Source organism: Arthrobacter rhamnosi, assembly GCF_054510975.1.
This window is the reverse complement of the sequence record NZ_JBTNDN010000003.1, coordinates 106,127-131,853: the sequence shown is the minus strand read 5'-3', so window position 1 is coordinate 131,853 and position 25,727 is coordinate 106,127. Positions and strand designations below refer to the sequence as shown.

Below are 25,727 nucleotides of genomic sequence, written 5' to 3'. Positions count from 1 at the left end.
GGAGGGCATGCGGAATGCGTGCCCTCCCCGGTGCTATGGCAAGCTTGCCCGGTGGCGAATATGCATGCACTGATACTCTTCGACCTCGACGGGACGCTCGTCGACCCTGCGGGAGCCATCACTGGAGGCATCAGTTCGGCGCTGCGGAGCCACGGCCTGCCCGTGCCCGACGACGACACCCTGCAGGCCATGGTCGGACCTCCCCTGGTGCACTCCCTCACCGCGCTGGGCGGCGTGCCGGCAGCGCACGTGCACGAGGTGATGGCCACCTACCGGGCGGGGTACGTCTCGACCGGCATGGCGCAGAGCCGCCCCTATCCGGGCGTCGCCCGGTGCGTGGCAGCACTCGCCGCAGAGGGAGTGGTGGTCGCCGTCGCCACCCAGAAGCCGGAATGGCTCGCCGAGGACCTCCTCGAGGCGCAGGGCCTGCGGCACCTCTTCGCCTCGGTCCACGGCTCCCCGCGCGACGAAGCCGCGACGGTCGGCGGCAAGGAACCCATCATCCGGGCCGCGCTGGAACACCACGGGCAGTATGCGGAGCAGGCGGCTCCTGGTCGGTCGGTGACGGGTCGGGCGGTGACGGGTCGGGCGGTGATGGTCGGTGACCGCCGGCACGACGTCGAGGGCGCCCGCGCCAACGGCCTGGCCTGCGTCGGCGTCGCGTGGGGGTTCGCCGCTCCCGGCGAACTGGAGGACGCGGGGGCGGCCGCCGTCGTGCGATCCGCCGACGAGCTGCTGGAGGTGCTCCGTGGGGGTCTATGACCTGACGCGCAGCACGACGCGCGGACTCATCGCCGGTCTCTGCCGGCCCACCGTCGAAGGACTGGGCAACGTACCGAAGGACGGACCCTTCATCGTCGCGGCGAACCACCTCTCCTTCCTCGACAGCGTGCTGGTGCAGGCGCTCATGCCGCGGCCGGTCGCGTTCTTCGCGAAGGCCGAGTACTTCACGGGGAGGGGAGTGAGAGGCGCGCTCATGAAGGCGTTCTTCGAGGGCGTCGGGTCCATCCCGGTGGAGCGCGGACAGCAGGCCGCCAGCGTCCAGGCGCTCAGGACGCTCCTGGACCTGCTGGAACAGGGGGACGGCGTCGGGATCTACCCCGAGGGGACCCGCTCGCGCGACGGCCGGCTCTACCGGGGGAGGACCGGCGTCGGCTGGCTCGCGCTCACCACCGGGGCGCCCGTGGTCCCCGTCGGCCTGCTCGGCACCGAGGCCCTGCAGCCCGCGGGGAAGAAGGGAGTCCGTCCGCAGCACTTCACCATGCGCATCGGGGAGCCGCTCGTCTTCGCGAAGACCGGGCCCGGCCACCCGCTGCCGGCCCGGCGCAGCGCGACGGACTCCATCATGGACAGCATCGCCGCGCTGACCGGCCAGGAACGGGTGCCGCACTACAACCAGAGCCCTCCGACCGAGTAGTGCTCAACGCTGCAGCGGCGCGGCCGGACCCGCGTCAGCGGTCAGCGGAAAGCGGTGCCCGCGGTCTCCGGCCGTTGCCGCGCCGTCCTAGGATGAAAGGCGTGGCGAACCCAGTAACCTACCGGCCGAAGACAGGCGAGATCCCGCTCGATCCGGGCGTCTACCGCTTCCGGGACGAGCACGGCAGGGTGATCTATGTCGGCAAGGCCAAGAACCTGCGCTCACGCCTGAACTCCTACTTCGCGAACCCCCAGGGCCTGCTGGCCAAGACGCGGAGCATGGTGTTCACCGCCGCGAGCGTCGAGTGGACCGTCGTCGGGAGTGAACTCGAGGCGCTCCAGCTCGAATACACGTGGATCAAGGAATTCAATCCACGGTTCAACGTCATGTTCCGTGACGACAAGTCCTACCCTTACCTCGCCGTCACCATGGGGGAGAAGTACCCGCGCGTGCAGGTGATGCGCGGCGACAAGAAGAAGGACACGCGCTACTTCGGTCCGTTCTACCCCGCGAAGGCCATCCGCGAGACCGTCGACACCATGCTCCGCGTCTTCCCGGTCCGGACCTGCAGCAGCGGGGTGTTCAAGCGCGCGGAACGCACCGGCCGGCCCTGCCTCCTGGGCTACATCGACAAGTGCTCCGCGCCCTGCGTCGGACGCATCAGCCCCGAGGACCACAAGGCCCTCGCCGGGGAGTTCTGCGACTTCATGTCCGGGGAGGCGAAGAAGTTCATCTCCGGGCTCGAGAAGAAGATGGCGGCTGCCGTCGCCGAGCTCGACTACGAGTCGGCCGCCCGCCTGCGCGACGACATCGCAGCACTCCGCCGCGTGTTCGAACGCAATACCGTCGTGCTCAGCGAGGACACCGACGCGGACATCTTCGCCCTCAAGGAGGACGAGCTCGAGGCCGCGGCGCAGGTCTTCCACGTCCGGGGCGGCAGGATCCGGGGACAGCGCGGCTGGGTGGTGGAGAAGGTCGAGGACATGGACACGCCCGACCTCGTGGAGCACCTGCTCCAGCAGGTCTACGGCGAGGGCAGCAGCAGCAACGAGCAGATCCCGCGCGAGGTCCTCGTCCCGGTGCTGCCCAGCAACTCCGACCAGATGCTCGAATGGCTCCGGGGCCTCCGGGGAGCTCGCGTCGACGTGCGGGTGCCCCAGCGCGGTGACAAGGCCACGCTGCTGGGCACCGTGGAGCAGAACGCCGCGGACGCCCTGCGCCTGCACAAGAGCCGCCGGGCCGGTGACATCACCACGCGGTCGGCCGCCCTGCAGGAGCTGCAGGAGGCCCTCGACCTGCCGCAGCCGCTGATGCGCATCGAGTGCTTCGACATCTCGCACGTGCAGGGCACCAACGTGGTGGCCTCGATGGTCGTCGTCGAGGACGGCCTGCCCCGGAAGTCCGAGTACCGGAAGTTCTCCATCACCGGCGACGCCGCACGGGACGACACCGCCTCCATGTACGACGTGATCCACCGCCGGTTCCGCAACTACCTCGCCGGGAAGGGGGAGCAGCGCGCGGCCGGTCCGGATCCCGACGTCGACCCGGTGGACGACGAGGCATCGGTCCTGGAGCACCCCGACGTCGATGCGCAGGGCGAACCCGTCCGGGACACCACGACGGCGATCTCCCGCAACCGTTTCGCGTATCCGCCCAGCCTCGTCGTCGTCGACGGCGGACCGCCGCAGGTCGCCGCTGCCTCGCGCGCGCTGGCGGACCTCGGGATCGACGACGTCTTCGTGATCGGCCTCGCGAAGCGCCTCGAGGAGGTGTGGATCCAGGACAGCGAGTTCCCGGTCATCCTTCCCCGGGCGTCCGAGGGCCTGTTCCTGCTGCAGCGGATTCGCGACGAGGCCCACCGCTTCGCCATCACGTTCCACCGTCAGAAGCGCGGCAAGTCCATGACGGCGTCGGCCCTCGACGAGGTCGCCGGGCTCGGCCCGGCGAAACGCAAGGCCCTGCTCAAGCACTTCGGCTCGGTCAAGAAGATTCGGGCGGCCACGCTCGAGGAGCTCGTGCAGGTACCGGGTGTGGGGCCCGCACTCGCCGAGACCATCCGCACGGCCCTCGCCGTCGACGACGCCGCCCCGGCCGTGAACATGACCACGGGCGAGATCATCGAAGATTAGCTAGGCTGAAGGCGCGGCCGCAGGAGCGCCGCTGAGACCGCACACCAGGGCAGGCCGGGAAACCGGGTGCCCCGTCGAGCCGGAACGGACGCACCACGATATGACTGAGGCCACGAGCCTGACTCCGGTCAAACCCACCGAGTCCGAGCTGCTGGTGGTGACCGGCATGTCGGGCGCCGGGCGCAGTACGGCCGCGAACGCGCTGGAGGACCACGGCTGGTACGTGGTGGAGAACCTCCCGCCGCAGATGCTTACGACGCTGACCGAACTCGTGGCGCGGACGCCGCAGTCCATCCCGAAGCTCGCCGTCGTCATCGACGTGCGCGGCAAGGAACTCTTTCTCGACATCAAGGCGGCCCTCGACGGCCTGCGGTCGGCAGGGGTCAACTACCGGGTGCTCTTCCTCGACGCGGACGACGCCGTGCTGGTGCGGCGCTTCGAACAGGGCCGCCGCCCGCACCCGTTGCAGGGCGACGGCCGCATCCTGGACGGCATCGCCGCGGAACGCGACGTGCTGAAGGACATCCGGTACTCCTCGGACATCGTGATCGACACGAGCGAGCTGAACGTGCACGCCCTCGCCACGAGCGTCACGGAGCTGTTCTCGGAATCCGGCCCCATCGTCCTGCGGCTGAACGTGATGAGCTTCGGTTTCAAGTACGGCCTGCCGGTGGATGCCAACTACGTAGCGGATGTCCGCTTCATCCCCAATCCCCACTGGGTGCCCGTCCTGCGCCCCCAGACCGGACTGGACGAGCCGGTCCGCGACTACGTCCTCGGCGCGCAGGGCGCGGGCGACTTCATCGACCGGTACGTGCATGCACTCGTCCCCGTGCTGGACGGCTACCGCCGCGAGAACAAGCACTACGCGACCATCGCCGTCGGGTGCACCGGCGGGAAGCACCGGTCGGTCGCCGTGACGGAGGAGATCGCCCAGCGACTGGCCCAGCTGCCGGGCGTGCAGGTCACCGCACACCACCGCGACCTCGGGCGTGAGTAGTGGCGCTGTTCTCGGGCCCCCTTCCCCTCGTCCCGCCGGCGGCGCGCAGGAAGGGTGAGGGCGGCGCAGGCCCGACCGTCGTCGCCCTCGGCGGCGGACACGGACTGTCCGCGTCGCTGTCCGCCCTGCGGCTCCTGACGCAGGAGCTGACCGCCGTGGTGACGGTGGCCGACGACGGCGGGTCGTCCGGGAAGCTCCGGAGGGAACTCGGGGTGCTGCCCCCGGGGGATCTCCGCATGGCACTGTCCGCCCTGTGCGACGACACCGACTGGGGCCGTACCTGGCGGGACGTCATGCAGCACCGCTTCGCATCGCGGGACGGGGTCGAGGGGTCGCTCGACGGTCACGCCATGGGCAACCTCCTCATCGTCACGCTCTGGGAACTGCTGGGAGACCCGGTGGCGGGCCTGCAGTGGGCCGGCGCACTCCTCGGGGCGCGCGGCAGGGTCCTCCCGATGGCGAGCGTGCCGCTCACGATCGAGGGCGACGTGCTCAGCGAGGTGCACGGCTCCCTCCGCGTCCGCACGGTCAGCGGACAGGCGCAGCTCGCGGTCGCCGCGGAGTCGGGGAACGTGAGCAACGTCCGGCTCCTCCCGCCGGAGGCTCCTGCATGCAATGACGCGCTGGAGGCCATCGAACTGGCCGACTGGGTGATCCTCGGGCCCGGTTCCTGGTACACCTCGGTGCTGCCCCACCTGCTGCTCCCCGAGCTCCGCAGCGCGCTGTGCCGCACCTCCGCGCGGCGGTGCCTCACGATGAACCTGAGCAACGACACCAAGGAGACGCAGGGCATGAGCGCCATCGACCACCTGAACGTGATCCGCCGGTATGCCCCGGATTTCACGGTGGACGTGGTACTCGCCGATCCCGCGGTGATAGGGGACCGGTCCGAGTTCGAGCGGGCCGTGGCAGGGATGGGAGGACGCGCCGTCTTCGGTACAGTGGGGGTCTCGACCGGTAAGCCCGTGCACGACCCGCTGAGGCTGGCGACGTCCTACAACGACATGTTTGGGGAGAACTAGGAGTGTATCTGTGGCCCTGACCGCCGACGTCAAAGAGGAACTGTCCCACCTCGACGTCAAGAAGTCCTCGGTCCGCAAGGCCGAAGTGTCCGCGCTGCTGAGATTCGCGGGGGGCCTCCATATCATCTCCGGCAGGATCGTCATCGAGGCCGAAGTGGACCTCGCCTCGACCGCGCGCCGACTCCGTGCCGCCATCGCCGAGGTCTACGGACACACCAGCGAGATCATCGTCGTCACGGGTGGAGCCCTGAAGCGGGGGAACCGCTACGTGGTCCGGGTGGTGCGCGACGGCGAGTCCCTCGCCCGCCAGACCGGGCTGCTGGACAGCCGCGGCCGTCCGGTGCGCGGGCTGCCGTCCGCCGTCGTCAACGGCTCGACGGCGGACGCCGAGGCCGTCTGGCGCGGGGCGTTCCTCGCGCACGGCTCCCTGACCGAGCCTGGGCGCTCATCGTCGCTCGAGGTGACCTGTCCGGGTCCCGAGTCGGCACTCGCCCTCGTCGGTGCGGCCCGGCGGCTGGACATCGCCGCCAAGGCGCGGGAGGTGCGCGGCGTGGACCGCGTCGTCATCCGCGACGGTGACACGATCGCCGCCCTCCTGACGCGCATGGGCGCCCACGACGCGCTGATGGTGTGGGAGGAGCGCCGGATGCGCAAGGAGGTCCGCGCCACCGCGAACCGTCTCGCCAACTTCGACGACGCCAATCTGCGCCGCTCCGCGCAGGCTGCCGTCGCCGCCGGCGCCCGCGTGGAGCGTGCCCTCGAGATCCTCGGCGAGACCGTGCCGGAGCACCTGCGCTACGCGGGGGAGCTGAGGGTGGCCCACAAGCAGGCGAGCCTCGACGAACTCGGCCGCCTCGCCGACCCGCCGATGACCAAGGACGCCATCGCCGGCCGCATCCGGCGCCTCCTGGCGATGGCGGACAAGCGGGCCTCCGACATCGGGATCCCGGGGACCGACGCGAATGTGACCCCTGACATGCTCGACGAGTGAATGAGTGCATAGGATGGAACGACAAGCCCGCTTCTGATCAAGCGGACCGCGTGCCGTCCGGATGCCCGGCGGCGCTGCGGACCGCGCGGGCGCCCCGGAACACTACATGGAGGACTACGTGAGCGCATACGTACTGCCGGATCTCGACTACGACTACGCGGCCCTCGAGCCGCACATCTCGGGCCGGATCATGGAGCTGCACCACTCCAAGCACCAGGCCACCTACGTCAAGGGCGCCAACGACGCCCTCGCGCAGCTCGCCGAGGCCCGCGAGAAGGGCGAGTTCGGCACCATCCCGAAGCTCTCCAAGGACCTCGCGTTCCACGTCGGCGGTGTCATCAACCACAGCATCTTCTGGAAGAACATGTCCCCCGAGGGCGGCGACAAGCCCGTAGGTGAACTCGCAGCGGCCCTCGATGACGCCTTCGGGTCCTTCGACGCGTTCCGCGCCCACTTCAGCGCCGCGGCGACGTCCCTGCAGGGCTCGGGCTGGGCCGTGCTGGCCTACGAGCCGCTGGGCAAGAACATCGTGATCGAGCAGCTCTACGACCAGCAGGGCAACGTGCCGGTGGGCACCGTCCCCCTGCTGATGCTGGACATGTGGGAGCACGCGTTCTACCTGGACTACGTCAACGTCAAGCCCGACTACGTCAAGGCTTGGTGGAACCTTGTGAACTGGGCCGACGTCCAGACCCGCTTCGAGGCGGCCCGGATCGGCGCGTCCGTCCTCATCACCCCCGGCCTCTAGGCGGGGAGCCCCAGGGCGGCTCCGGACGGGCTCGCCATGCCCGCCCGTCCGGGGCCCTCTGCGCGTCATCAGTGCGCGCGCAGCGCCGCGCTGAGTAAGGTGGGAGCCGTGCAGGGACATCTCCCGCACGGCTCCGGGGGCGCCACCCATGCTCCGCAGGGAGCCAGCAGGACCCGATTCACTTCGGCACGAAGGTGTGCCCGGTACCAGATTTATTCGTCGCCGGCGTCGCCCCAGAAGGCCCGTCCGGCGGCACCACCTATGAAGGAGATGGAAACCAGTGACTACTCGTGTTGGAATCAATGGCTTCGGCCGCATCGGCCGCAACTACTTCCGCGCGGCCCTCGAGCAGGGCGCAGACCTCGAGATCGTTGCCGTCAACGACCTGACGAGCCCCGAGGCCCTCGCACACCTGCTGAAGTACGACTCCGTCACAGGACGCCTGAAGGCCTCCGTGGAGGTCGACGGCGGTGACCTCGTGGTCGGTGGCAAGCGCGTCAAGGTGCTCGCCGAGCGCGACCCCGCGAACCTCCCCTGGGCAGACCTCGGCGTCGACATCGTCATCGAGTCCACCGGCTTCTTCACCAAGGCAGCCGACGCACAGAAGCACATCGACGCCGGTGCCAAGAAGGTCCTGATCTCTGCTCCCGCCTCCGACGAGGACATCACCGTGGTGCTCGGCGTCAACGACGGCGAGTACGACCCCGAGAACCACCACATCATCTCGAACGCGTCCTGCACCACGAACTGCCTGGGCCCCCTGGCCAAGGTGCTGAACGACTCGTTCGGCATCGAGCGCGGGCTCATGACGACGATCCACGCCTACACCGCCGACCAGAACCTGCAGGACGGCCCCCACAAGGACCTCCGCCGCGCACGCGCAGCAGCGATCAACATGGTCCCCACCTCCACCGGTGCGGCCAAGGCGATCGGCCTCGTCCTCCCGGAGCTCAAGGGCAAGCTCGACGGCTACGCCATCCGCGTCCCCGTTCCCACGGGCTCCGCCACCGACCTCACCGTCACCCTGGGCCGCGAGGTCACGGTCGAGGAGGTCAACGCCGCGTACAAGGCTGCCGCTGCCGACGGTCCCCTCAAGGGCTACCTCTCCTACACCGAGGACCCGATCGTGTCCTCCGACATCGTCACGGACCCGCACTCGTCGATCTTCGACTCGGGCCTGACCAAGGTCATCGGCAACCAGGTCAAGGTCGTCTCCTGGTACGACAACGAGTGGGGCTACTCGAACCGCCTGGTCGACCTGACCGAAATCGTCGCTGCCAAGCTCTCCTAGGCGGTCCCGTCCGTGGCTTACGCATCACTCGACGATCTCCTCGCTGAAGGAGTCCGGGGACGTCGCGTCCTCGTGCGCTCCGATCTCAATGTGCCCCTCGAGGGCGAGGTGCCTTCGCTGAAGGTCACCGACGACGGCCGCGTCCGCGCGTCCCTGCCCGTTCTGCGCAAGCTGAGCGAGGCAGGGGCCGCCGTCATCGTCCTGGCGCACCTCGGGCGTCCCAAGGGCGCCCCGGAGGAGAAGTACTCGCTTCGGCCGGCCGTCGACGCCCTTCGGGAGCTCGCGGATTTCCCGGTCACCCTTGCTCCGGACACCACGGTGGAGGGCGCCCGCAGCGCCGCCGCCGCCCTGCCCGACGGCGAGGTGCTCGTGCTCGAGAACGTGCGTTTCGACGCACGGGAGACGAGCAAGGACGATGCGGAGCGCTCCGCGTTCGCCCGCGAACTCGCGGACCTGGTCGGCCCTGACGGCGCCTATGTCGACGACGCCTTCGGGGCGGTCCACCGCAGGCACGCGAGCGTGTACGACATCGCTGCGCTGCTGCCCGCCTACCAGGGTGACCTGGTCCGGACGGAGCTCGTCGTGCTCGAGAGGCTGACGAAGGATCCGCAGCGGCCCTTCATCGTCGTCCTCGGCGGTTCGAAGGTGTCCGACAAGCTCGCCGTGATCGAGAACCTGATCGGGACGGCGGATCGCATCCTCGTGGGTGGCGGCATGGTGTTCACCTTCCTCGCCGCCCAGGGCTTCAGCGTGGGCGCCAGCCTGCTGGAGAAGGACCAGATCGAGACCGTCCGCGGCTACCTCGAGCGGGGGGCGCGCGACGGCACGCAGTTCGTCCTGCCGACGGACATCGTGGTGGCGGAGAAGTTCTCGGCGGACGCGGGCTCGAGCGTGGTCGCGGCCGACGCGATCGAGGCGGGCACGTACGGAGCCTCCGGGATCGGCCTCGACATCGGCCCCGTCACGGGCCGGGACTTCGCCGCGAACATCGCGGAGGCGAAGACCGTCTTCTGGAACGGGCCCATGGGGGTCTTCGAGTTCGAAGCCTTCGCCGGCGGTACGCGGGCGGTCGCGCAGGCCCTCGTGGATGCGCAGGAGAACGGCGCCCTCACGGTGGTCGGCGGCGGTGACTCCGCCGCTGCTGTCCGTGGCCTCGGCTTCGCCGACGACCAGTTCGGGCACATCTCCACCGGTGGTGGAGCGAGCCTCGAATACCTCGAGGGCAAGGAACTGCCCGGCCTGACCGCACTCGCCCGCGACTAGCGGGACGACGGCCACCAGGCAGGCGCAGGACCGGCACGATCAGCCGCCCGACGACCGGGCGCACAGGAATGGCGGGATCCGCAGGGCGCATGCCCTGCGGATCCCGCCGTCAACGAACAGGGAGAGTACGACGATGACCACCTCGACCAACGGCGCCTTCGACCGCCGGCCGCTCATCGCGGGCAACTGGAAGATGAACCTGGACCACATGCAGGGCATCACCTTCCTGCAGAAGCTGGCCTGGACCCTCGATGACGCGGGCCATGACTTCTCGCGCGTCGAGGTGTCCGTCTTCCCGCCCTTCACCGATCTCCGCGGCGTCCAGACCCTCGTGAAGGGCGACAACCTCGAGGTCGTCTTCGGCGGGCAGGACCTCTCGCCGGAGGACTCCGGTGCCTACACCGGCGACATCTCCGGGCAGTTCCTCGGCAAGCTCGACTGCACCTACGTCCTCGTGGGCCACTCGGAGCGCCGCACGCTCCACTCCGAGTCGGACGAACTGCTCAACCGCAAGGTGCACGCGGCCTACCGCCACGGTCTGGTCCCCGTCCTCTGCGTCGGCGAGGGCCTCGAGATCCGCCAGGCCGGGACCCACGTCCCGCACACGCTCGACCAGCTCCGCCAGGGCGTCGCGGGGCTCACGCCCGAGCAGGCCTCATCGCTGGTGGTCGCGTACGAGCCCGTCTGGGCCATCGGTACGGGCGAGGTCGCGGGACCGGAGGACGCACAGGAGATGTGCGCTGCCATCCGCGCCGAGCTGGGGTCCCTCTTCGACGCGGAGACGGCCTCGAAGACCCGACTGCTGTACGGCGGCTCGGTGAAGGCGGCCAACGCCGCGAGCATCCTCAAGGAGCGCGACGTCGACGGCGTGCTCGTCGGCGGTGCGAGCCTCGACGTAGCCGAGTTTGCTAGTATTGTCAGGTTCGAACAGCATCTGGTGACAGACTAGTTCCGTGCGCCGGCCGCTCCGCAGAGCGGCTACCGAGCCTTGAAAGGGCCCCGTGGAAATCCTTCGTATCATCCTGCTTGTCCTGCTCGGGATCACCAGCCTCCTGCTGACCCTGCTGATCCTGCTCCACAAGGGACGTGGCGGCGGTATGTCGGACATGTTCGGTGGCGGCATGACCTCGAGCATGGGATCCTCCGGCGTGGCCGAACGGAACCTGAACCGCTTCACCGTGACCCTCGGGCTCGCCTGGGGTGTCGTCATCGTAGCCCTGGGCCTCATCCAGCGCTTCGCCGGTGACTTATAGGGCGCACCCTTCCGATGCACGGAAAAGCCCCCGCTTCCGGATGGAAGCGGGGGCTTTTTTCGCGGTCCGGGTCAGCCGGTCTCCTCGTCGTCATGATCGATCAGACGGCCGGGCAGTTTCTGCGCGGCGTCCTGGTCGATCAGCCACAGGGTCTTCCGCACCCCACGGGCACCGGCGGCCGGGACCTGCACGTGACCCGCTCCGGCGAGGGCGAGCCCCACGGCGCCCGCCTTGTCACTGCCACTGACCGACAGCCAGACCTCCTGCGCGGTGTTGATGGCCTCGAGGGTCAGGGAGACGCGCTGCGGGGGAGGTTTCGGTGCGTCGGCGACCCCTACGGTCGTCTCGCCCTTCGTGCGGATTCCTGCCAGCTCCGGGAAGAGCGAGGCGATGTGCGCGTCCGGCCCGACGCCGAGCAGGAGGACGTCGAAGCGCGGCAGGCGCGGATCCAGCTGTCCCACACCGTCCGCATCGGCTTCGGCCCGTGCAGCGTCCGCCAGTTGCCGGGCGTAGTCCGCGGCGGCCGCATCCTCGTCGGGGAACTCGTCCTTCGAGCCGAACTCGTGGATCTTCACCGGGTCGACGGCGATGCGGTCGAGGAGCGCGGACCGCGCCTGGACGGCGTTGCGGTCCGGGTCCTCGGCACGCAGGAAGCGTTCGTCACCCCACCAGAAATGCACGTTCGCCCAGTCGACAGCCGTGTGCGCCGGTGATTCCACCACGGCCTGCAGGGCCGCCGTGCCGATCGAACCGCCCGTGAGGACGACGGTCGCCGTGCCACGGTCGCTCTGCACGTCGACCAGGCGGGTGATCAATCGTGCCGCAACGGCCGCCGCGAGGGAGGTCGGGGAGGGATGGATGCTGACTTTCGGTTCAGCGCTCACTCGTTCGCACACTCCTCAGGTTGGTTCGGGCAAGCCCCTCGGTGATGACTTCTCCGAAGACCTCGTCCGGGTCCAGCCGCCTCAGCTCTTCCGCAAGGCAGTCCCGCAGGCTCCTGCGGGGGAGGGAGATGCGCTGGACCGGCTGGTGTGGTTGGTGGAGTTCCGCGACGTCGTGGCCCGGACGGTGCAGCTCCACATCGCCGCCGCTCCTGGCCAGGCGCACGCGCTTGAGGCCCGTACCGGCAGGTCCGGACACGATGGTGACGGGGGCATCCAGCGCCTTGGCCAGCCAGGCGGCGAGCAACACGGTGCTGGGGGAGTCGGAGGCACCCTCGACGGTGACCACCGTGACGGGCTCGTCGCCCTCCAGCTGGTCCATCACGGCCGCGAGCTGGATGCGCCAGTTGGTCAGGCGCGTCCAGGCGAGGTCCGTGTCACCGGCGGCGTAGGTGGTGCTGATGTTGAACAGCGCGTCCGTCGGGTCCGCCTCGTTCGCTGAATCGGTGATCCGGCGGTGGGCGATGCTGCCGATCGACGTCCGGCATGCTGCCTCCGGCACCCCGTGCGGCCACCAGGCCACGATCGGCGCGTCCGGCAGCAAGAGCGCGGACACGAGGGACTCGTTCTCCTGGGCGAGCTCGCCGTACCCCCGGAGGACGACCACCTCCGATGCTCCGGCGTCGCCGCCGACACGGATCTGGCCGTCGAGCCGGGTGGGCTCGTCCGGCGATTCCTCGGCGAGGACGATGATGCGGCACGGGTGTTCGCGGCTCGCCTCGTTCGCCGCGTCGATCGCCTGCTCCTCGTAGCCGGACTTCGTGATGACCACGAGGGTCAGCACGCGGCCGAGCGCGACGACGCCGCCGCGTTCGCGCATCGCCATCAGTTCCTTCGACACCTTCGAGGTGGTGGTGTCGGGCAGGTCTACGATCATGGCCTTCTCCAGGTACGTCCGTCGGCTGCCAGCAGCTCGTCGGCGGACGCCGGACCCCAGCTGCCGGGTACATAGGGCTCGGGCTGGCCGTCGAGGGACGCCCAGTACTGCTCGAACGGGTCGAGGATCTTCCAGGACAGCTCCACTTCCTCCTGGCGGGGGAAGAGCGGGGGTTCGCCGAGCAGGACGTCGAGGATGAGGCGCTCGTAGGCTTCGGGACTGGACTCCGTGAAGGAATGGCCGTAGCCGAAGTCCATGGTCACGTCGCGAACCTCGGTCTGCGTTCCGGGTACCTTCGAGCCGAACCGGATCGTCACGCCCTCGTCGGGCTGTACCCGGATGACGACGGCGTTCTGTCCGAAGTCCTCCTCGTTGTGGTCGCGGAACAGGAGGTTGGGAGCCCGCTTGAAAACGACGGCGATCTCCGTGACCCTGCGCCCGAGGCGCTTGCCCGCGCGCAGGTAGAACGGCACCCCGGCCCAGCGGCGCGTGTTGATGTCGAGCCGCAGCGCGGCGAAGCTCTCCGTCGTGGAGTGTGCGGGGATGCCCTCCTCCTCGAGGAAGCCGTTCACGCGTTCCCCGCCCTGCCACCCGGCCTCGTACTGGCCGCGCGCGGACCGTCCGGACAGGTCCTTCGGCAGTGCGACGGCCGCGAGGACCTTCTCCTTCTCCGCGCGGAGGTGATCCGCGTCGAACGAGATCGGTTCCTCCATCGCCGTCAGGGCGAGCAGCTGGAGCAGGTGGTTCTGGATGACGTCGCGGGCCGCACCCACGCCGTCGTAATAGCCTGCCCTGCTGCCGATCCCGATGTCCTCGGCCATGGTGATCTGCACGTGGTCGACGTAGTTCGCGTTCCAGAGCGGCTCGAAGAGCTGGTTCGCGAAACGCAGCGCGAGGATGTTCTGGACGGTCTCCTTACCCAGGTAGTGGTCGATGCGGAACACCGCATCCGGAGGGAAGACCTCCTCGACGATGCTGTTCAGTTCGCGGGCGGACTCGAGGTCGTGCCCGAAGGGCTTCTCGATGACCACGCGGCGCCACTGGCCCTCGTCCGGGCGTGCAAGACCATGCTCGGAGAGCTTCTGGCACACCGCTTCGAACGCGTTCGGCGGGATCGAGAGGTAGAACGCGTGGTTGCCCCGGGTTCCCCTGCTCTGGTCCAGCTCGTCGATGCACTCCTTGAGGTTCTTGAACGCCTCGTCGTCGTCGAACTCGCCCCGGACGAAGCGAATGCCCGCGGAGAGCTGCTCCCACACCGTCTCCTTGAAGGGCGTCCGCGCGTACTGGGTCACGGACTCCTTGACCTTCTCCACGAACTCCTCGTTGCTCCAGTCACGGCGGCCGAAGCCGACGAGGCCGAAGCTCGGGGGCAGGAGCCCCCGGTTCGCGAGATCGTAGATGGCCGGCATGAGCTTCTTCCGGGCGAGGTCGCCCGTCACGCCGAACAGGACGAGCGAGGAGGGCCCGGCGATCCGGCTCAGCCGCCTGTCGCGCGAATCCCGCAGGGGATTGGCGGCTTTCGCCGCCGTGCTGAAAGGCATGCTCACCCGTTCCCGTGGGGTCCCCGGCCGGACACGGCAAGGGAGGAGATGACGTTGCGCAGCTGCTCGACACCCGCTGCGCGGTCCGTGAGGTGCAGGCGGAGGACAGGGCGTCCATGGTCGGCCAGGACCTGGGCGTCCCCTGTAGCCTGCGCGGAGATGAGCTCCCCGAAGGTGAAGGGCCGGTCCGGGATGGCCAGGTCGGCGCTGGTCGCCCCGGTCAGCTGCAGGTACGAGCCTATGGGCGAGCCGCCCTTGTGGTACTGGCCGGTGGAGTGGAGGAAGCGCGGACCCCAGCCGAACGTGACCGGACGGCCCGTCGCAGCGGCCAGCGGCGAACGGATCTCCTCAAGGGCCGCCTGACGGTGGCGGTCGAGGTAGGCCTGCACAGAGAGGTAGCCGTTCGCGGGCAGGGTGGCGAGGAGGGCTTCGAGGGCCTCGGCAACCGTGCTCGAGGAACCGAGGAGCTGCGCGTCTCCGCGCACCTCCACGGCACCGTCGACGAAGGCGGCGGGAACCGGCTCCGGCTGCGCGTCCAGCAGGCCGCGGGCCGCCTTCTTGGCGGCCTCGACGTCGGGCTGGTCGAACGGGTTGATGCCGAGCAGGCGTCCCGCGACGGCGACCGCGTATTCCCAGACGAACAGCTGGCTGCCCAGGCTTCCGCTGACCGTCACGCGCGTGCCCTCGGTCAGCTCGTCGCTCGGCGCCTCGTCGAACGGGGCGAGGAGCACGGGCAGGACGTCGTCGGCCACGTCGGCGAGCTCGGGAGCGCCCGTCGAGGCGACGACCGGCAGCAGGCCGGTACCGAGCTTGCCCGTGGACTCCGCGATGAGCTGTTCCGCCCAGTCGGCGAAGCCGGGGAGGCCGGAACCGGCGTCGGCGAAGACGATCTTGTCGCGGAGCGGGGTGGTCCCGCCGAGGACGGCGCCGAGCTGGAGGCCGACGTTGCCGGAGTCGTCGTCGCCGAGGAATTCGGCGCTGTCCTCGGCATCATCGAGGAGCGTCCCGATGTCCGCACCGGCGAGGCCCGATGGGACGAGCCCGAACGCCGTCAGCGCCGAGTACCGGCCACCGACCTCGGGGTTGGCGTTGAAGACCTTGCGGTACCCGGCCTTCCTCGATGCCTCGTCAAGCGGGGAGCCCGGATCGGTCACGATGATGATGCGCGAAGCGGCATCGATGCCGGCGTCCGTGAACGCCTGCTCGAACAGGCGGCGCTGCGAGTCCGTCTCCACGGTGGAGCCGGACTTCGACGACACGACGATGGCCGTGCGCTGCAGGTCCTCCTCGAGGGCCGCGCGCACCTGGTCGGGATCGGTGGCATCCAGGACGACGAGCGGCACGCCCGCTTCCTTCGTGATCACTTCCGGCGCGAGCGACGAACCGCCCATGCCGCAGAGCACGATCCGGTCGACGCCTTCCGCGTGGAGGTCCGCCCGGAGCCCGGCGATCTCCGGCAGGAGGGCGCGCGAGCCTTCGAACAGGTCGATCCAGCCGAGGCGGATCGAGGCCTCCGCCTCGGCGTCGGCGCCCCACAGCGTGGCGTCCTTCGCCAGCAGGCGGGAGGCGAAGCGGTCCTTCACGAGTGCGGGGACCGCCGACTCGACGGCGGCAAGGGCCGCGCCGGATGCGGTGAGAGCGAATGCGCCCATGGGTGTCAGCCCTTCGCTGCGTCGAGTGCGGTCTGGACGGTCTCGAGCAGTTCGGACCAGCTGGTGACGAACTTGTCGAGGCCCTCGGTCTCGAGCTTCTCGACGACCTCGTCGTAGGAGACGCCGATCGCGTCGAGCCTGTTGAGGATCTCGTTGGACTCGTCGTAGGTGCCCGTCACGGTGTCACCCTCGATGACGCCGTGGTCGGCCGTGGCCTCGAGGGTCTTCTCGGGCATGGTGTTCACGACGTTCGGCGCGACGAGGCCGGTGACGTACAGGGTGTCGGGCAGGTTCGGGTCCTTGACACCGGTCGACGCCCACAGGGGGCGCTGCTTGTTCGCGCCCGCGGCCTCGAGGACCTGCCAGCGCTCCGTGGAGAACTGCTCCTCGAAGATCTGGTAGGCGAGCCGGGCGTTGGCCAGGCCGGCCTTGCCCTTGAGCGCCGTGGCCTCGTCCGTTCCGATGGTGTCCAGTCGTGCGTCGATCTCGGCGTCGACGCGGGAGACGAAGAACGAGGCGACCGAGGTGATCTTGGACAGGTCGTGGCCCTTCTCCCTGGCCTGCTCGAGGCCCGTGAGGTAGGCGTTGATGACGGCACGGTAGCGCTCGAGCGAGAAGATCAGCGTGACGTTGACGCTGATGCCCTCGGCCAGTGTCGAGGAGATGGCCTCCAGGCCTTCGACGGTCGCCGGGATCTTGATCAGGACGTTGGTGCGCTGGACCTTCGCGTGCAGGCGCTTGGCCTCGGCGACCGTGCCCTGCGTGTCGCGGGACAGGCGCGGGTCGACCTCGATGGAGACGCGGCCGTCGGCACCGTTGGTGCGCTTGGCCTCCTCGGCGAAGATGTCGCAGGCCTGCGCGACGTCGTGGGTGGTGATGTCGAAGACGGCCTGGTCGACGTCGGCGCCGGCTTCTGCCAGTGCGCCGACCTGCGAGGCGTAGGACTCGCCCTTCTTCAGCGCCGCGGCGAAGATGCTGGGGTTGGTCGTGACGCCCACGACGTTGAGGTCCTCGATGAGGTGCTTGAAGGCACCGGAGTTGATGCGCTCCCTCGAGAGGTCGTCGAGCCAGATCGATACGCCGGCGGCCGAGAGGTCAGCTGTGGGTGTTGACATGATGTACTCCTTGTCCGCTTCCGCGGAATGTGTGCTGGATTCTGACGGAGGGTACGGAACTACTGGTGGTCGCCGGTCTCGGTGGCGCGGTGACCGGAGGGCATCGCCGCTGTGCCGTTGGACGCCAGGGGATCGGACGCGACGGCCTGGAGGGAGTCCTTCGCAGCGGCGACTACGGCATCGGTCGTGATGCCGAATTCGCGGTAGAGGGTCTTGTAGTCGGCGGACGCACCGAAGTGCTCCAGGGACACGCTGCGGCCGGCGTCGCCGACGATCCCGTGCCAGCTCTGCGATACGCCTGCCTCGACCGACACGCGGGCGCGGACGGTGCGCGGCAGGACGCTGTCGCGGTAGGACGCGTCCTGGGCGTTGAACCACTCCAGGCACGGCATCGACACGACGCGCGCCGCGATGCCCTCGGCCTCGAGGGCCTCGCGGGCTTCCACCGCGAGCTGGACCTCGGACCCGGTGCCGATCAGGATGACGTCGGGCGTGCCGTTCTTCGCCTCGGCGAGGACGTAGCCGCCCTTCGCGACGCCCTCGACCGAACCGAAGGTGTCGCCCTCGGCCGCACCCTCGCCCCGCTCGTACGTCGGGATGTTCTGGCGCGTCAGCACGATGCCGGCGGGGTTCTCGGTGTTCTCGAGGATCGTGCGCCAGGCGACGGCGACCTCGTTCGCGTCGCCCGGGCGGACGACGTCGAGTCCGGGGATGGCCCGCAGCGAGGAGAGCTGCTCGACCGGCTGGTGCGTGGGACCGTCCTCGCCGAGGCCGATCGAGTCGTGCGTCCAGACGTAGATCGCGGGAACGCCCATGAGGGCGCCGAGGCGCACGGCCGGGCGCTGGTAGTCGCTGAAGATCAGGAACGTGCCCGAGAACGCGCGGGTGCTGCTGTGCATCACGATGCCGTTGACGATGGCCGCGGCAGCGTGCTCGCGGATACCGAAGTGCAGGACGCGCCCGTACTCGTTGCCCGACCACGCCTTGGTCTGGCGGCTCGGCGGGATGAACGACGGCGATCCCTCGATGGTCGTGTTGTTCGACTCCGCGAGGTCGGCGCTGCCGCCCCACAGTTCGGGGAGCACGGGGCCGATGGCCGTGAGGACCTTGCCGGACGCGGCGCGTGTGGACATGTCCTTGCCCGCCTCGAACACCGGCAGGGCCGATTCCCAGCCCTCGGGCAGCGTGCGCGCCTGGATGCGCTCCAGCAGGGCGGCCTCCTCGGCGTGTCCGGCCTTCCAGGCGTCGAAGCCCTCCTGCCAGGTGCTGTGGGCTTCTGCGCCGCGCTGCACGATGCCGCGTGCGTGCTCCAGGACCTCCGGGTCGACCTCGAAGTGCTTCTCCGGGTCGAAGCCCAGGGCTTCCTTCAGGCCGGCGACCTCGTCCTTGCCCAGGGCCGAGCCGTGGATCTTGCCGGTGTTCTGCTTGTTCGGCGCCGGGTAGCCGATGATCGTGCGCAGCGAGACGATCGAGGGCTTCGAGGTCTCGTTCTTCGCGGCGACGAGGGCCGAGTAGAGCTCCTCGACGTCCTCGACGTACTCGCCGGTCTTGGTCCAGTCCACGCGCTGGGTGTGCCAGCCGTAGGCCTCGTAGCGCTTGAGGACGTCCTCCGTGAAGGAGATGTCCGTGTCGTCCTCGATGGAGATGTGGTTCTCGTCGTAGATCACCACGAGGTTGCCGAGCTCCTGGTGTCCGGCCAGGGACGAGGCCTCGGCCGTCACGCCTTCCTGGAGGTCACCGTCGGAGGCGATGACCCAGATGGTGTGGTCGAAGGGGCTGGTCCCGGCGGGAGCGTCGGCGTCGAACATGCCGCGCTGGCGGCGCTGGCCGTACGCGAAGCCGACCGACGACGCCAGGCCCTGGCCCAGCGGGCCCGTGGTGATCTCGACGCCCTTGGTGTGCCGGTACTCGGGGTGGCCCGGGGTGAGCGAACCCCAGGTGCGCAGCGCCTGCAGGTCATCGAGCTCCAGGCCGTAGCCGGCCAGGTAGAGCTGGATGTAGAGGGTGAGCGAGGTGTGCCCGGGGGAGAGGACGAAACGGTCCCGGCCCGTCCACTCCGGATCCGACGGATCGTGCCGCATCAGCTTCTGGAACAGCAGGTACGCCGCCGGCGCCAGACTCATCGCCGTTCCAGGGTGGCCGTTGCCCACCTTCTCCACCGCGTCCGCGGCCAGGATGCGGACCGTGTCGACCGCCTTCTGGTCGAGTTCCGTCCAGGTCAATTCCTGCTGTTGCGTCTGTGGCACGTTTCCGGGCCCCTCTCTGTGCGGAACGGCGGCTGACGGGTGCGTGCGTCGAGGCATGCGGTCAGGCCGGCCGTTCACCATTGAATCCTGCAAAGTTCGGCGCCGAGCGAGACAGCAATCAGCCCGGACACTTCGTTCCGGGCATGCTTCCGCAGCGGGCTTTCAAAGCCACACTATCCCTTCCGGCTTCTGTTCGGCCGTGGGAGTCGAAGAATGTCATAACTCACATTTCCGTGTTGCGCGCGGCCGATCAGGACCGGCCCGTGGCGTACGCCGACGGGCCCCCGGCCCCGGCGGCTCCGCCGGGCGCCGCCGTCGTGCCGGGGAGGAACGGCGGAGCGGGGATCCTGCAGCAGATTCCTCTCCGATTTCTACACGGTGTAAAAGGGTATGATGGGCATTGTCTTTTCCTCCGGAAGAATCGAAAGTGTTGCCTTGTGAAGACCCAGCAGGTTCCTGCTCCGGCACGTTCCCCGCAGGCCCGTCAGGGCGTCGGCCGCAAAGCGAAGGCCTACCTCGCTCTGACGAAGCCTCGCGTGATCGAACTTCTCCTGGTGACCACCCTTCCCACGATGATCTTCGCGCAGGGCGGGTTCCCGCCCCTCGGGCTGATCCTGGCGACCATGGTCGGGGGAGCACTGGCCGCCGGTAGCGCGGGTGCCTTCAACTGCTACATAGACCGCGACATCGACAAGCTGATGCACCGGACGGAGAACCGTCCACTCGTCACGGGTGAGGTGACTCCGCGGGAGGCCCTCGTCTTCTCCTGGATCCTCGGCATCGTCGCCATCGCCGTCCTGTGGTTCGGGGCGAATCCGTTGACGGGGATGCTCGGCGTCGCGGCGATCTTCCTCTACGTCGTGGTCTACACCCTCGTGCTGAAGCGCCGTACGTCGCAGAACATCGTGTGGGGAGGCGCCGCGGGCTGCATGCCCGTCCTCATCGCCTGGGCCGCTGTCACGAACTCGGTCGAGTGGCCCGCCGTCGTCCTGTTCCTGATCATCTTCCTGTGGACGCCCCCGCACTACTGGCCGCTGTCCATGAAGTACAGCGACGACTACAACGCCGCCAGCGTTCCCATGCTCGGCGCGATCGCCGGCGCCCGCGTGGTGTCCATCCAGGTCGTCCTCTACGCCTGGGCGATGGTGGCCTGCTCCCTCCTGCTGGTCCCGGCCGGTGCGGGTTGGGTGTACACGGTGGCAGCGCTCCTCGGCGGCGCCTGGTTCCTCCGCGAGTCGCATCGGCTGTACTCGCTGGCCCAGCAGGGCGAGCTGAACAACAGGGCCGCGATGAAGGTCTTCCACGGCTCCATCAGCTACCTGACCGTGCTCTTCCTCGCCCTCGCGATCGATCCTTTCGTGGGATCGGCCATCCTGCCCTGATCGCGTTCTGACCGCACCCTGGTCCTCGGCGCACGGGTCGCGTCCGGGAACGCCTAGGCTGGCTGTCATGGATTTCACCGGTCTCATCGCCTATCCCGTCACACCGTTCGACGCCGAGGGCAGGGTCAGCCACGAGGACCTGCGGGGATTCGTCGCCACTCTTGCGTCCTCGGGCGTGGATGCGATCACCGTGCTGGGCTCATCGGGCAGCTTCGCGTACCTCGACCGGGCGGAGCGCTCCAGCGTCGCGCGGACCGCCATCGAGGCGGTGGACGGGCGGCTCCCGGTCGCCGTGGGCATCAGCTCGGTGGGTACGCGCGAAGTGCTCGACGCCGCGGTGGACGCACAGGCGGCCGGCGCGGCCGGGCTCGTCCTCTCTCCGGTGTCCTACGTTCCCCTTACCGATGACGAGGTCCTGGCCCAGGTCCGGGCGGTGTGCGCGGCCACGGATCTCCCCGTCTGCCTCTACAACAACCCGGGCACCACGCAGTTCGACTACTCGCTGCGGGTCGTCGCCGAACTGTCCGCGCTGCCGGAGGTGGTGGCGTTCAAGGACACGGCCCCCGATGCCGCCACCTTCAATGCGCGCCATGCCGAACTGGCGGCCCTCGTTGCGGGGAGTGCCTTCAGCCACGGGGTGAGCGGGGACGTCCTGATGATGTCGGGGGAGATCGCGGCGGATGCGTGGCACAGCGGCCCCGCGGCACTGCTGCCAGCCTATTACGGCCGGCTGAGGGCCGCCGTGGTGGCCGGCGACCGGGCCGAGATCGACCGCGTCCGGCACGTCCTCGCCCCCCTCGTGGATCACGTCGCAGGGCTCCGGAAGATCAGCGGGCTGCATCTGCTGGCCCGCGCCTGCGGCATCGCGGCCGGGGATCCGCGCCCGCCGCTGTTGCCGAGTCCCGGGTCCGAACTGCGCGAACTGGGACGGCTGCTCGACGTCCTCGAGGCGGAGTTCGGCGACCGCTGACGGTCCGCCGGGCCGGCCCTGGCCGGGCTCGGGCGGACAGGTCCGGGAGCGCTACGGGACGAGCGTGACGTCCTCACCGAGGAGCGTGGCACGGAACCCGTCGCTCTGGACGGTGACGTCCTGGAGCACGAGCCCCTCGGGCAGGCCCTCGACGTCGTGCTCGATGGTCACGACCCTGCGCACGGCCGCAGCGGCGGCATCCGAGAGGAAGTCCGGTCCGCCGACATCGATCGACCGGGGCTCGACCACGATCCTGCCGGCCCGGACCTCGACCGTGCCGGTGGCGACCACGCGCAGTTCGCGACCCAGGGCCTCCACGGTGCGGACCACCGTGGCCTGGCCATTGTCGGCGGCACGGACCACGGTACCCTCACCGAGATCGTCGGCAACGACCGCGAACGGCACGGTCGCGTCCACAGCCAGCCGTGCAGCAACCAGCCCGTCAGGCCCAGTGACCACGTCCTGCCCGACGGCCCGGACGTTCCGGAGCGTCGAGTCTCCGGTGACCACCGTCCCGGCATCCAGTGCAAGGTCGGTGAGCCACACCTCGTCCTCGCGCAGGTCGGTGGGAGGTCCGCTGCCCGGCGGGGGGTCCGTCGTCGGCGACGCCTCGGGCGCTGCCTGGCCTTCGCCGACGGGGTCGCTCGCCTCCCACCAGAGGATTCCGAGCGCGATCACCAGGACGAGGACCATCCCGAGAGCACCTATCAGCCAGTCCTTCGCGCGCGTCCACTCCATGAGGACAGTCTGACGGCTCGCCGCTCATGACGCGGAATGCGAGCCCGTCACGCTCGACGGACCGGTACCGCTCGAGCCTCTGGCCTCCGACAGACCTGGTACGCCACCCGGCGTCACCGCCACGCCGGTTGCGCCGGCGCGGGCGCCGTCGGATCCGTCGTGTCGCCACCGCTGCTCGGGTCGAAGTAATTCCAGTACCGGCTGGTGGCGTTCACATCGGCGAGCATCAGCAGACCACTTCCGGCAGTGCCCTGCGCCGCGCTGTTGAGGTTCTGCTTCGTCGACGTGACGTTGTGGACGTACTGGTCGGCGTCGATGATGCGAGGAACTCTCGTGGCGGTGCTGAAATCGATATCGTCCAGCGGTGTGGATTTCTCGTAGATCGCACCCCCCGTGGTGGAGCAGACGCCGGCGTTCGCCGTGCCGCTGGGCTTCGGGTAGGTCGCGAAGGTCCGCAGCATCTGGGTGCTCTCGTCGATCATGACGACCATCCGATTCGGGCACTCCGCCACGGTCGCGATCGTGTGCGCGGACCAGGTGGTACCGTTCAGTGCCAGCAGCTGGATCTGCGGCTGGGACCCGGACGTGTAAGACGTCTTGATGGCGGCGAAGACCCTGCCGCCCGAGGAGCCCAGCCGCTTCAGGTTGATGTGGTCATCACCGCTGTTCTGCCCCAGCACCGCCGCCACGGGATCGGTCCAGTCGGTGTCCGGCGCACCATCGACGTGGTAGCTCCAGTACCTGCCGTCGGTGGCATCGCCGACCTGCCGGCTCCACATCACACCCATCTTGTCCCCGTCGAAGGCGATCACGGCCGACGTGTCGTCCACGGACACCTTACTCAAGGACGCGGGGAGCGCGAACGGCGTCCCCCAATACCTGCCATCCGTGCCGGTGACGTTCAGGTAGATCCGGCTGCCCTGCTGCCACGTGGCCCACACCCGACCGGTGGAGTCCTTGTCGATGGTCAGCGCCTCGACGCGCTCGTTGTTGATCCGGGTGGAACTGAGCAGCGTGTACGTCTTCGTGCTCCAGTTGTAGCTGTAGCGGCGCATCGTCGTCGGGAAGCCCGGTTCGGCCGGCAGGCCGTCGTTGACGAACCGGTAGCTGGCCACGTTCAGCGTGGTCCCGTCCCACAGGACGTCATGGTGTGTGCTGGCCCGCGGGTCAGTCGCCACACCGGTATCGACCCACGAGCTCGTCGCGGTGTCGAACCGGAAGATATGAAAATCGGAGCTGGCGGTGTCCCACAGGTTCCCCCACCAGGACCCGTCGTTGAACCACAACGCACTCGTGGCCCGTTTTGTACCGATCGGTGACGGCGTCCCGGCATGCGACGCGCTCTCGACTCCGGCATCGCCCGACTCCGGCGCGCTCGTCGCCGGTGGCGAGGCTGAGCCGGCCGATGGAGTCGAGGGGTCGGTTGCTGATGTCGTCGGTGCCGTCGGTGTGATCCGGGTGTCGAAGCCGGTGCTGGCGTTGTCCAGGGTCGAACAACCCGTGAGGAGCAAGACAGCGACCGCCACAGACACCAGGCGTCTGCGGCGGTCGCTGAATGAGCTGATCATGAGGTCTTCTCGTGGTCCGATCAGTATGTGCTGTCAGGTTCTCCCAGAACGAGGCCGCTCCGAGAGCGAGGATGCCGGTGGTGGAGCGGTGTCGCGGTGTCATCGGGTGCCATCATCGGTTCTGCTCCTGGCCTGAGCGAACGAATCATCGTCGATCCCCTTCCCGGCCAGACACTACGGGCCAACCGACACCACCAGCATGAGTGATACCTACCCGACTTCACTGTGATGCTACGCGGTCCACTACCTAGTCCGCCTGGTTGAACACTTACTGGTGGTATCCGCGCTGGAAGGGGAAGCGACGTCCTGACACCGGTATCCGGTACCTGTGACAACCACCCGTTCGTTCCTCCTCTGCTACTCGAACCTTTCAGAACCGCTCCGATGGTGTTGCCGCATCCTGGTCAGCGACCCTACGGTTGAGGATCATCGCAGCGGATGCACGGAGCACCGCGGGACCTGCTTCACCGATCCTTCGGCCGTGGCCCATCAGCGCAACCGCCGCTGAGCCGGTTCCGCACCACCAGAGGTCACCGCTCCTTCACGGCGAGCGGTGACCCTGTCTCCAGGGGGTATGGATGCAGCCAGCACGTCCTCGTCCCGGATCCTTCCGGACAGTGGCCGCAACCGTCGCGGCGCTCCTGGCGGTCTCCGTCGGCGGTTGCGTCTTCCCTCCGGGCGATGTTCGGATTGCTGCTGTCGGTGACATGAACGGCGCCAGGACCGATGATCCTGACAGCCCGTCGGGCCGGAACGGTGCGGCGATCACCCGGCTCGTGGAGAACGACGAGATCGACGCCTTCCTGGGGCTCGGGGACTTCCAGTACGACACGGCGTACTGCGCCGACTACGTAGACTACTGGAAGCGGCTGTGGGGCGGCACGATGCCCAAGTTGTACTGGGTGTCCGCCCCCAACCACGACTGGCAGCCCGGCCGCAACGAGGACCTCGACAACTTCATGAACGGCCAATGCCCGGGGTCCACGGCGAAGGCCGCCATCAACGAGCAGCGTGGGTTCATCGGCAACGGGAAACCGTATTCGAAGGACTTCGGGAACTGGCACTTCGCGTTCCTGTCATCCGCGCACTGGGAGTACGATTCTTCGAAAGCCCGGGAGTCGACCGAGTGGCTGGACAACGACCTCGCTGCTGCTCGGGCGGCAGGAAAGCACCTGGCAGTCGTCTACCACGAACCGTACTTCACCTCGAACACCGACCAGCATGAGCGGGCCGCTGACCACAAGCCGTGGATCGACGTGATGTGGAAGCACAGGGTCCGCCTGACCCTGTCAGGGTCGCAGCACAACTACGAACGCTCATGTCCGGTGGACAATGCCGACCGGTGCGTCAGTGACGGGATGACAGCCTTCCAGGTCTCCACGGGAGGTATCAACCTCCGCTCCTTCACCAGCCGTCCGTCGTACATCGAGGAACGGTTCAGCGACACCCACGGGTACCTTCGACTGACGCTTCGGGGCGACGGGTCCTTCGACTGGGAGTTCGTCCCGACATCGGGGTCGAGCACGGACTCAGGGACGCGCTCGGCCCCGTGACGGAAGCCAGGACCGGCATTCCGGGGCAGG

22 protein-coding genes are annotated in these 25,727 nt (G+C 68.8%); 14 read left to right on the top strand and 8 right to left on the bottom strand.

Annotated features, from left to right (window positions below; all coding sequences use genetic code 11):
- Positions 1-60: 60 nt before the first annotated feature.
- The 11 genes from ACX80J_RS09020 (at position 61) to secG (ending at position 11,114) form a co-directional block, all read left to right on the top strand.
- Positions 61-762 carry an HAD hydrolase-like protein gene (locus ACX80J_RS09020; RefSeq protein WP_459347728.1) on the top strand — a complete coding sequence of 234 codons (702 nt, stop codon included), beginning with the start codon at positions 61-63 and terminating at the stop codon, positions 760-762.
- A complete protein-coding gene (locus tag ACX80J_RS09015) occupies positions 749-1,417 on the top strand; it encodes a lysophospholipid acyltransferase family protein (protein ID WP_459344498.1) in 669 nt (222 codons plus the stop codon). The genes ACX80J_RS09020 and ACX80J_RS09015 overlap by 14 nt, the downstream gene beginning before the upstream one ends.
- A 101-nt stretch (positions 1,418-1,518) precedes the next feature.
- Entirely contained in the window at positions 1,519-3,546 is a 2,028-nt protein-coding gene (gene uvrC / locus ACX80J_RS09010; RefSeq protein WP_459347519.1) for an excinuclease ABC subunit UvrC, read from the top strand.
- Between the two features lie 100 nt (positions 3,547-3,646).
- On the top strand, positions 3,647-4,546 hold the full coding sequence (rapZ, locus tag ACX80J_RS09005) for an RNase adapter RapZ (protein ID WP_459344496.1): 900 nt from the start codon (positions 3,647-3,649) through the stop codon (positions 4,544-4,546).
- A complete protein-coding gene (locus ACX80J_RS09000; protein WP_459347518.1) occupies positions 4,546-5,568 on the top strand; it encodes a gluconeogenesis factor YvcK family protein in 1,023 nt (340 codons plus the stop codon). The genes rapZ and ACX80J_RS09000 overlap by 1 nt, the downstream gene beginning before the upstream one ends.
- A gap of 10 nt (positions 5,569-5,578) precedes the next feature.
- Entirely contained in the window at positions 5,579-6,559 is a 981-nt protein-coding gene (gene whiA / locus ACX80J_RS08995; protein WP_459310582.1) for a DNA-binding protein WhiA, read from the top strand.
- A gap of 118 nt (positions 6,560-6,677) precedes the next feature.
- Complete coding sequence (locus ACX80J_RS08990) at positions 6,678-7,307, top strand: superoxide dismutase (RefSeq protein WP_087073821.1); 630 nt, start codon at positions 6,678-6,680, stop codon at positions 7,305-7,307.
- 280 nt (positions 7,308-7,587) lie between these two features.
- Positions 7,588-8,598: a type I glyceraldehyde-3-phosphate dehydrogenase gene (gene gap, locus ACX80J_RS08985; RefSeq protein ID WP_459344494.1), complete on the top strand. Its 1,011-nt coding sequence runs from the start codon at positions 7,588-7,590 to the stop codon at positions 8,596-8,598.
- Between the two features lie 12 nt (positions 8,599-8,610).
- Positions 8,611-9,861, top strand: coding sequence for a phosphoglycerate kinase (locus tag ACX80J_RS08980; RefSeq protein ID WP_459347517.1), 1,251 nt, complete (start codon positions 8,611-8,613; stop codon positions 9,859-9,861).
- Between the two features lie 133 nt (positions 9,862-9,994).
- Entirely contained in the window at positions 9,995-10,810 is an 816-nt protein-coding gene (gene tpiA, locus ACX80J_RS08975; RefSeq protein WP_459344492.1) for a triose-phosphate isomerase, read from the top strand.
- Positions 10,811-10,862: 52 nt separating this feature from the next.
- Positions 10,863-11,114 carry a preprotein translocase subunit SecG gene (gene secG / locus ACX80J_RS08970; protein WP_459344491.1) on the top strand — a complete coding sequence of 84 codons (252 nt, stop codon included), beginning with the start codon at positions 10,863-10,865 and terminating at the stop codon, positions 11,112-11,114.
- A gap of 71 nt (positions 11,115-11,185) precedes the next feature.
- On the opposite strand, the gene pgl is transcribed toward secG, so the two are convergent.
- Genes pgl through tkt form a run of 6 tightly spaced genes read right to left on the bottom strand, consistent with a single transcriptional unit; the run spans position 11,186 to position 19,486 of the window.
- Positions 11,186-11,998, bottom strand: coding sequence for a 6-phosphogluconolactonase (pgl, locus tag ACX80J_RS08965; protein WP_459344490.1), 813 nt, complete (start codon positions 11,996-11,998; stop codon positions 11,186-11,188).
- Positions 11,988-12,932, bottom strand: coding sequence for a glucose-6-phosphate dehydrogenase assembly protein OpcA (locus ACX80J_RS08960; protein ID WP_459347516.1), 945 nt, complete (start codon positions 12,930-12,932; stop codon positions 11,988-11,990). Before ACX80J_RS08960 ends, pgl begins: the two co-directional genes overlap by 11 nt.
- The gene (gene zwf, locus ACX80J_RS08955; RefSeq protein ID WP_459344488.1) at positions 12,929-14,473 is read right to left on the bottom strand and encodes a glucose-6-phosphate dehydrogenase; all 1,545 of its coding nucleotides are present in this window, start codon (positions 14,471-14,473) and stop codon (positions 12,929-12,931) included. Before zwf ends, ACX80J_RS08960 begins: the two co-directional genes overlap by 4 nt.
- Before the next feature lie 2 nt (positions 14,474-14,475).
- A complete protein-coding gene (locus ACX80J_RS08950; RefSeq protein ID WP_459347515.1) occupies positions 14,476-16,125 on the bottom strand; it encodes a glucose-6-phosphate isomerase in 1,650 nt (549 codons plus the stop codon).
- A 5-nt stretch (positions 16,126-16,130) separates the two neighbouring features.
- On the bottom strand, positions 16,131-17,240 hold the full coding sequence (tal, locus tag ACX80J_RS08945; RefSeq protein WP_459344486.1) for a transaldolase: 1,110 nt from the start codon (positions 17,238-17,240) through the stop codon (positions 16,131-16,133).
- Between the two features lie 59 nt (positions 17,241-17,299).
- Complete coding sequence (gene tkt / locus ACX80J_RS08940) at positions 17,300-19,486, bottom strand: transketolase (RefSeq protein WP_459344485.1); 2,187 nt, start codon at positions 19,484-19,486, stop codon at positions 17,300-17,302.
- A 437-nt stretch (positions 19,487-19,923) separates the two neighbouring features.
- Here tkt and ACX80J_RS08935 point away from each other — a divergent pair, with 437 nt between their 5' ends.
- Complete coding sequence (locus ACX80J_RS08935) at positions 19,924-20,868, top strand: heme o synthase (protein WP_459344484.1); 945 nt, start codon at positions 19,924-19,926, stop codon at positions 20,866-20,868.
- Positions 20,869-20,935: 67 nt separating this feature from the next.
- Positions 20,936-21,838: a dihydrodipicolinate synthase family protein gene (locus ACX80J_RS08930; protein ID WP_459344483.1), complete on the top strand. Its 903-nt coding sequence runs from the start codon at positions 20,936-20,938 to the stop codon at positions 21,836-21,838.
- A 51-nt stretch (positions 21,839-21,889) separates the two neighbouring features.
- On the opposite strand, the gene ACX80J_RS08925 is transcribed toward ACX80J_RS08930, so the two are convergent.
- A complete protein-coding gene (locus ACX80J_RS08925) occupies positions 21,890-22,576 on the bottom strand; it encodes an LmeA family phospholipid-binding protein (RefSeq protein ID WP_459347514.1) in 687 nt (228 codons plus the stop codon).
- Between the two features lie 113 nt (positions 22,577-22,689).
- Positions 22,690-24,144, bottom strand: a complete 1,455-nt coding sequence (locus ACX80J_RS08920) for a hypothetical protein (protein ID WP_459347513.1) — start codon at positions 24,142-24,144, stop codon at positions 22,690-22,692.
- 617 nt (positions 24,145-24,761) lie between these two features.
- On the opposite strand from ACX80J_RS08920, the gene ACX80J_RS08915 reads away from it, so the two are divergent.
- Entirely contained in the window at positions 24,762-25,697 is a 936-nt protein-coding gene (locus tag ACX80J_RS08915) for a metallophosphoesterase family protein (protein WP_459347512.1), read from the top strand.
- The last annotated feature ends 30 nt before the right edge of the window (positions 25,698-25,727 follow it).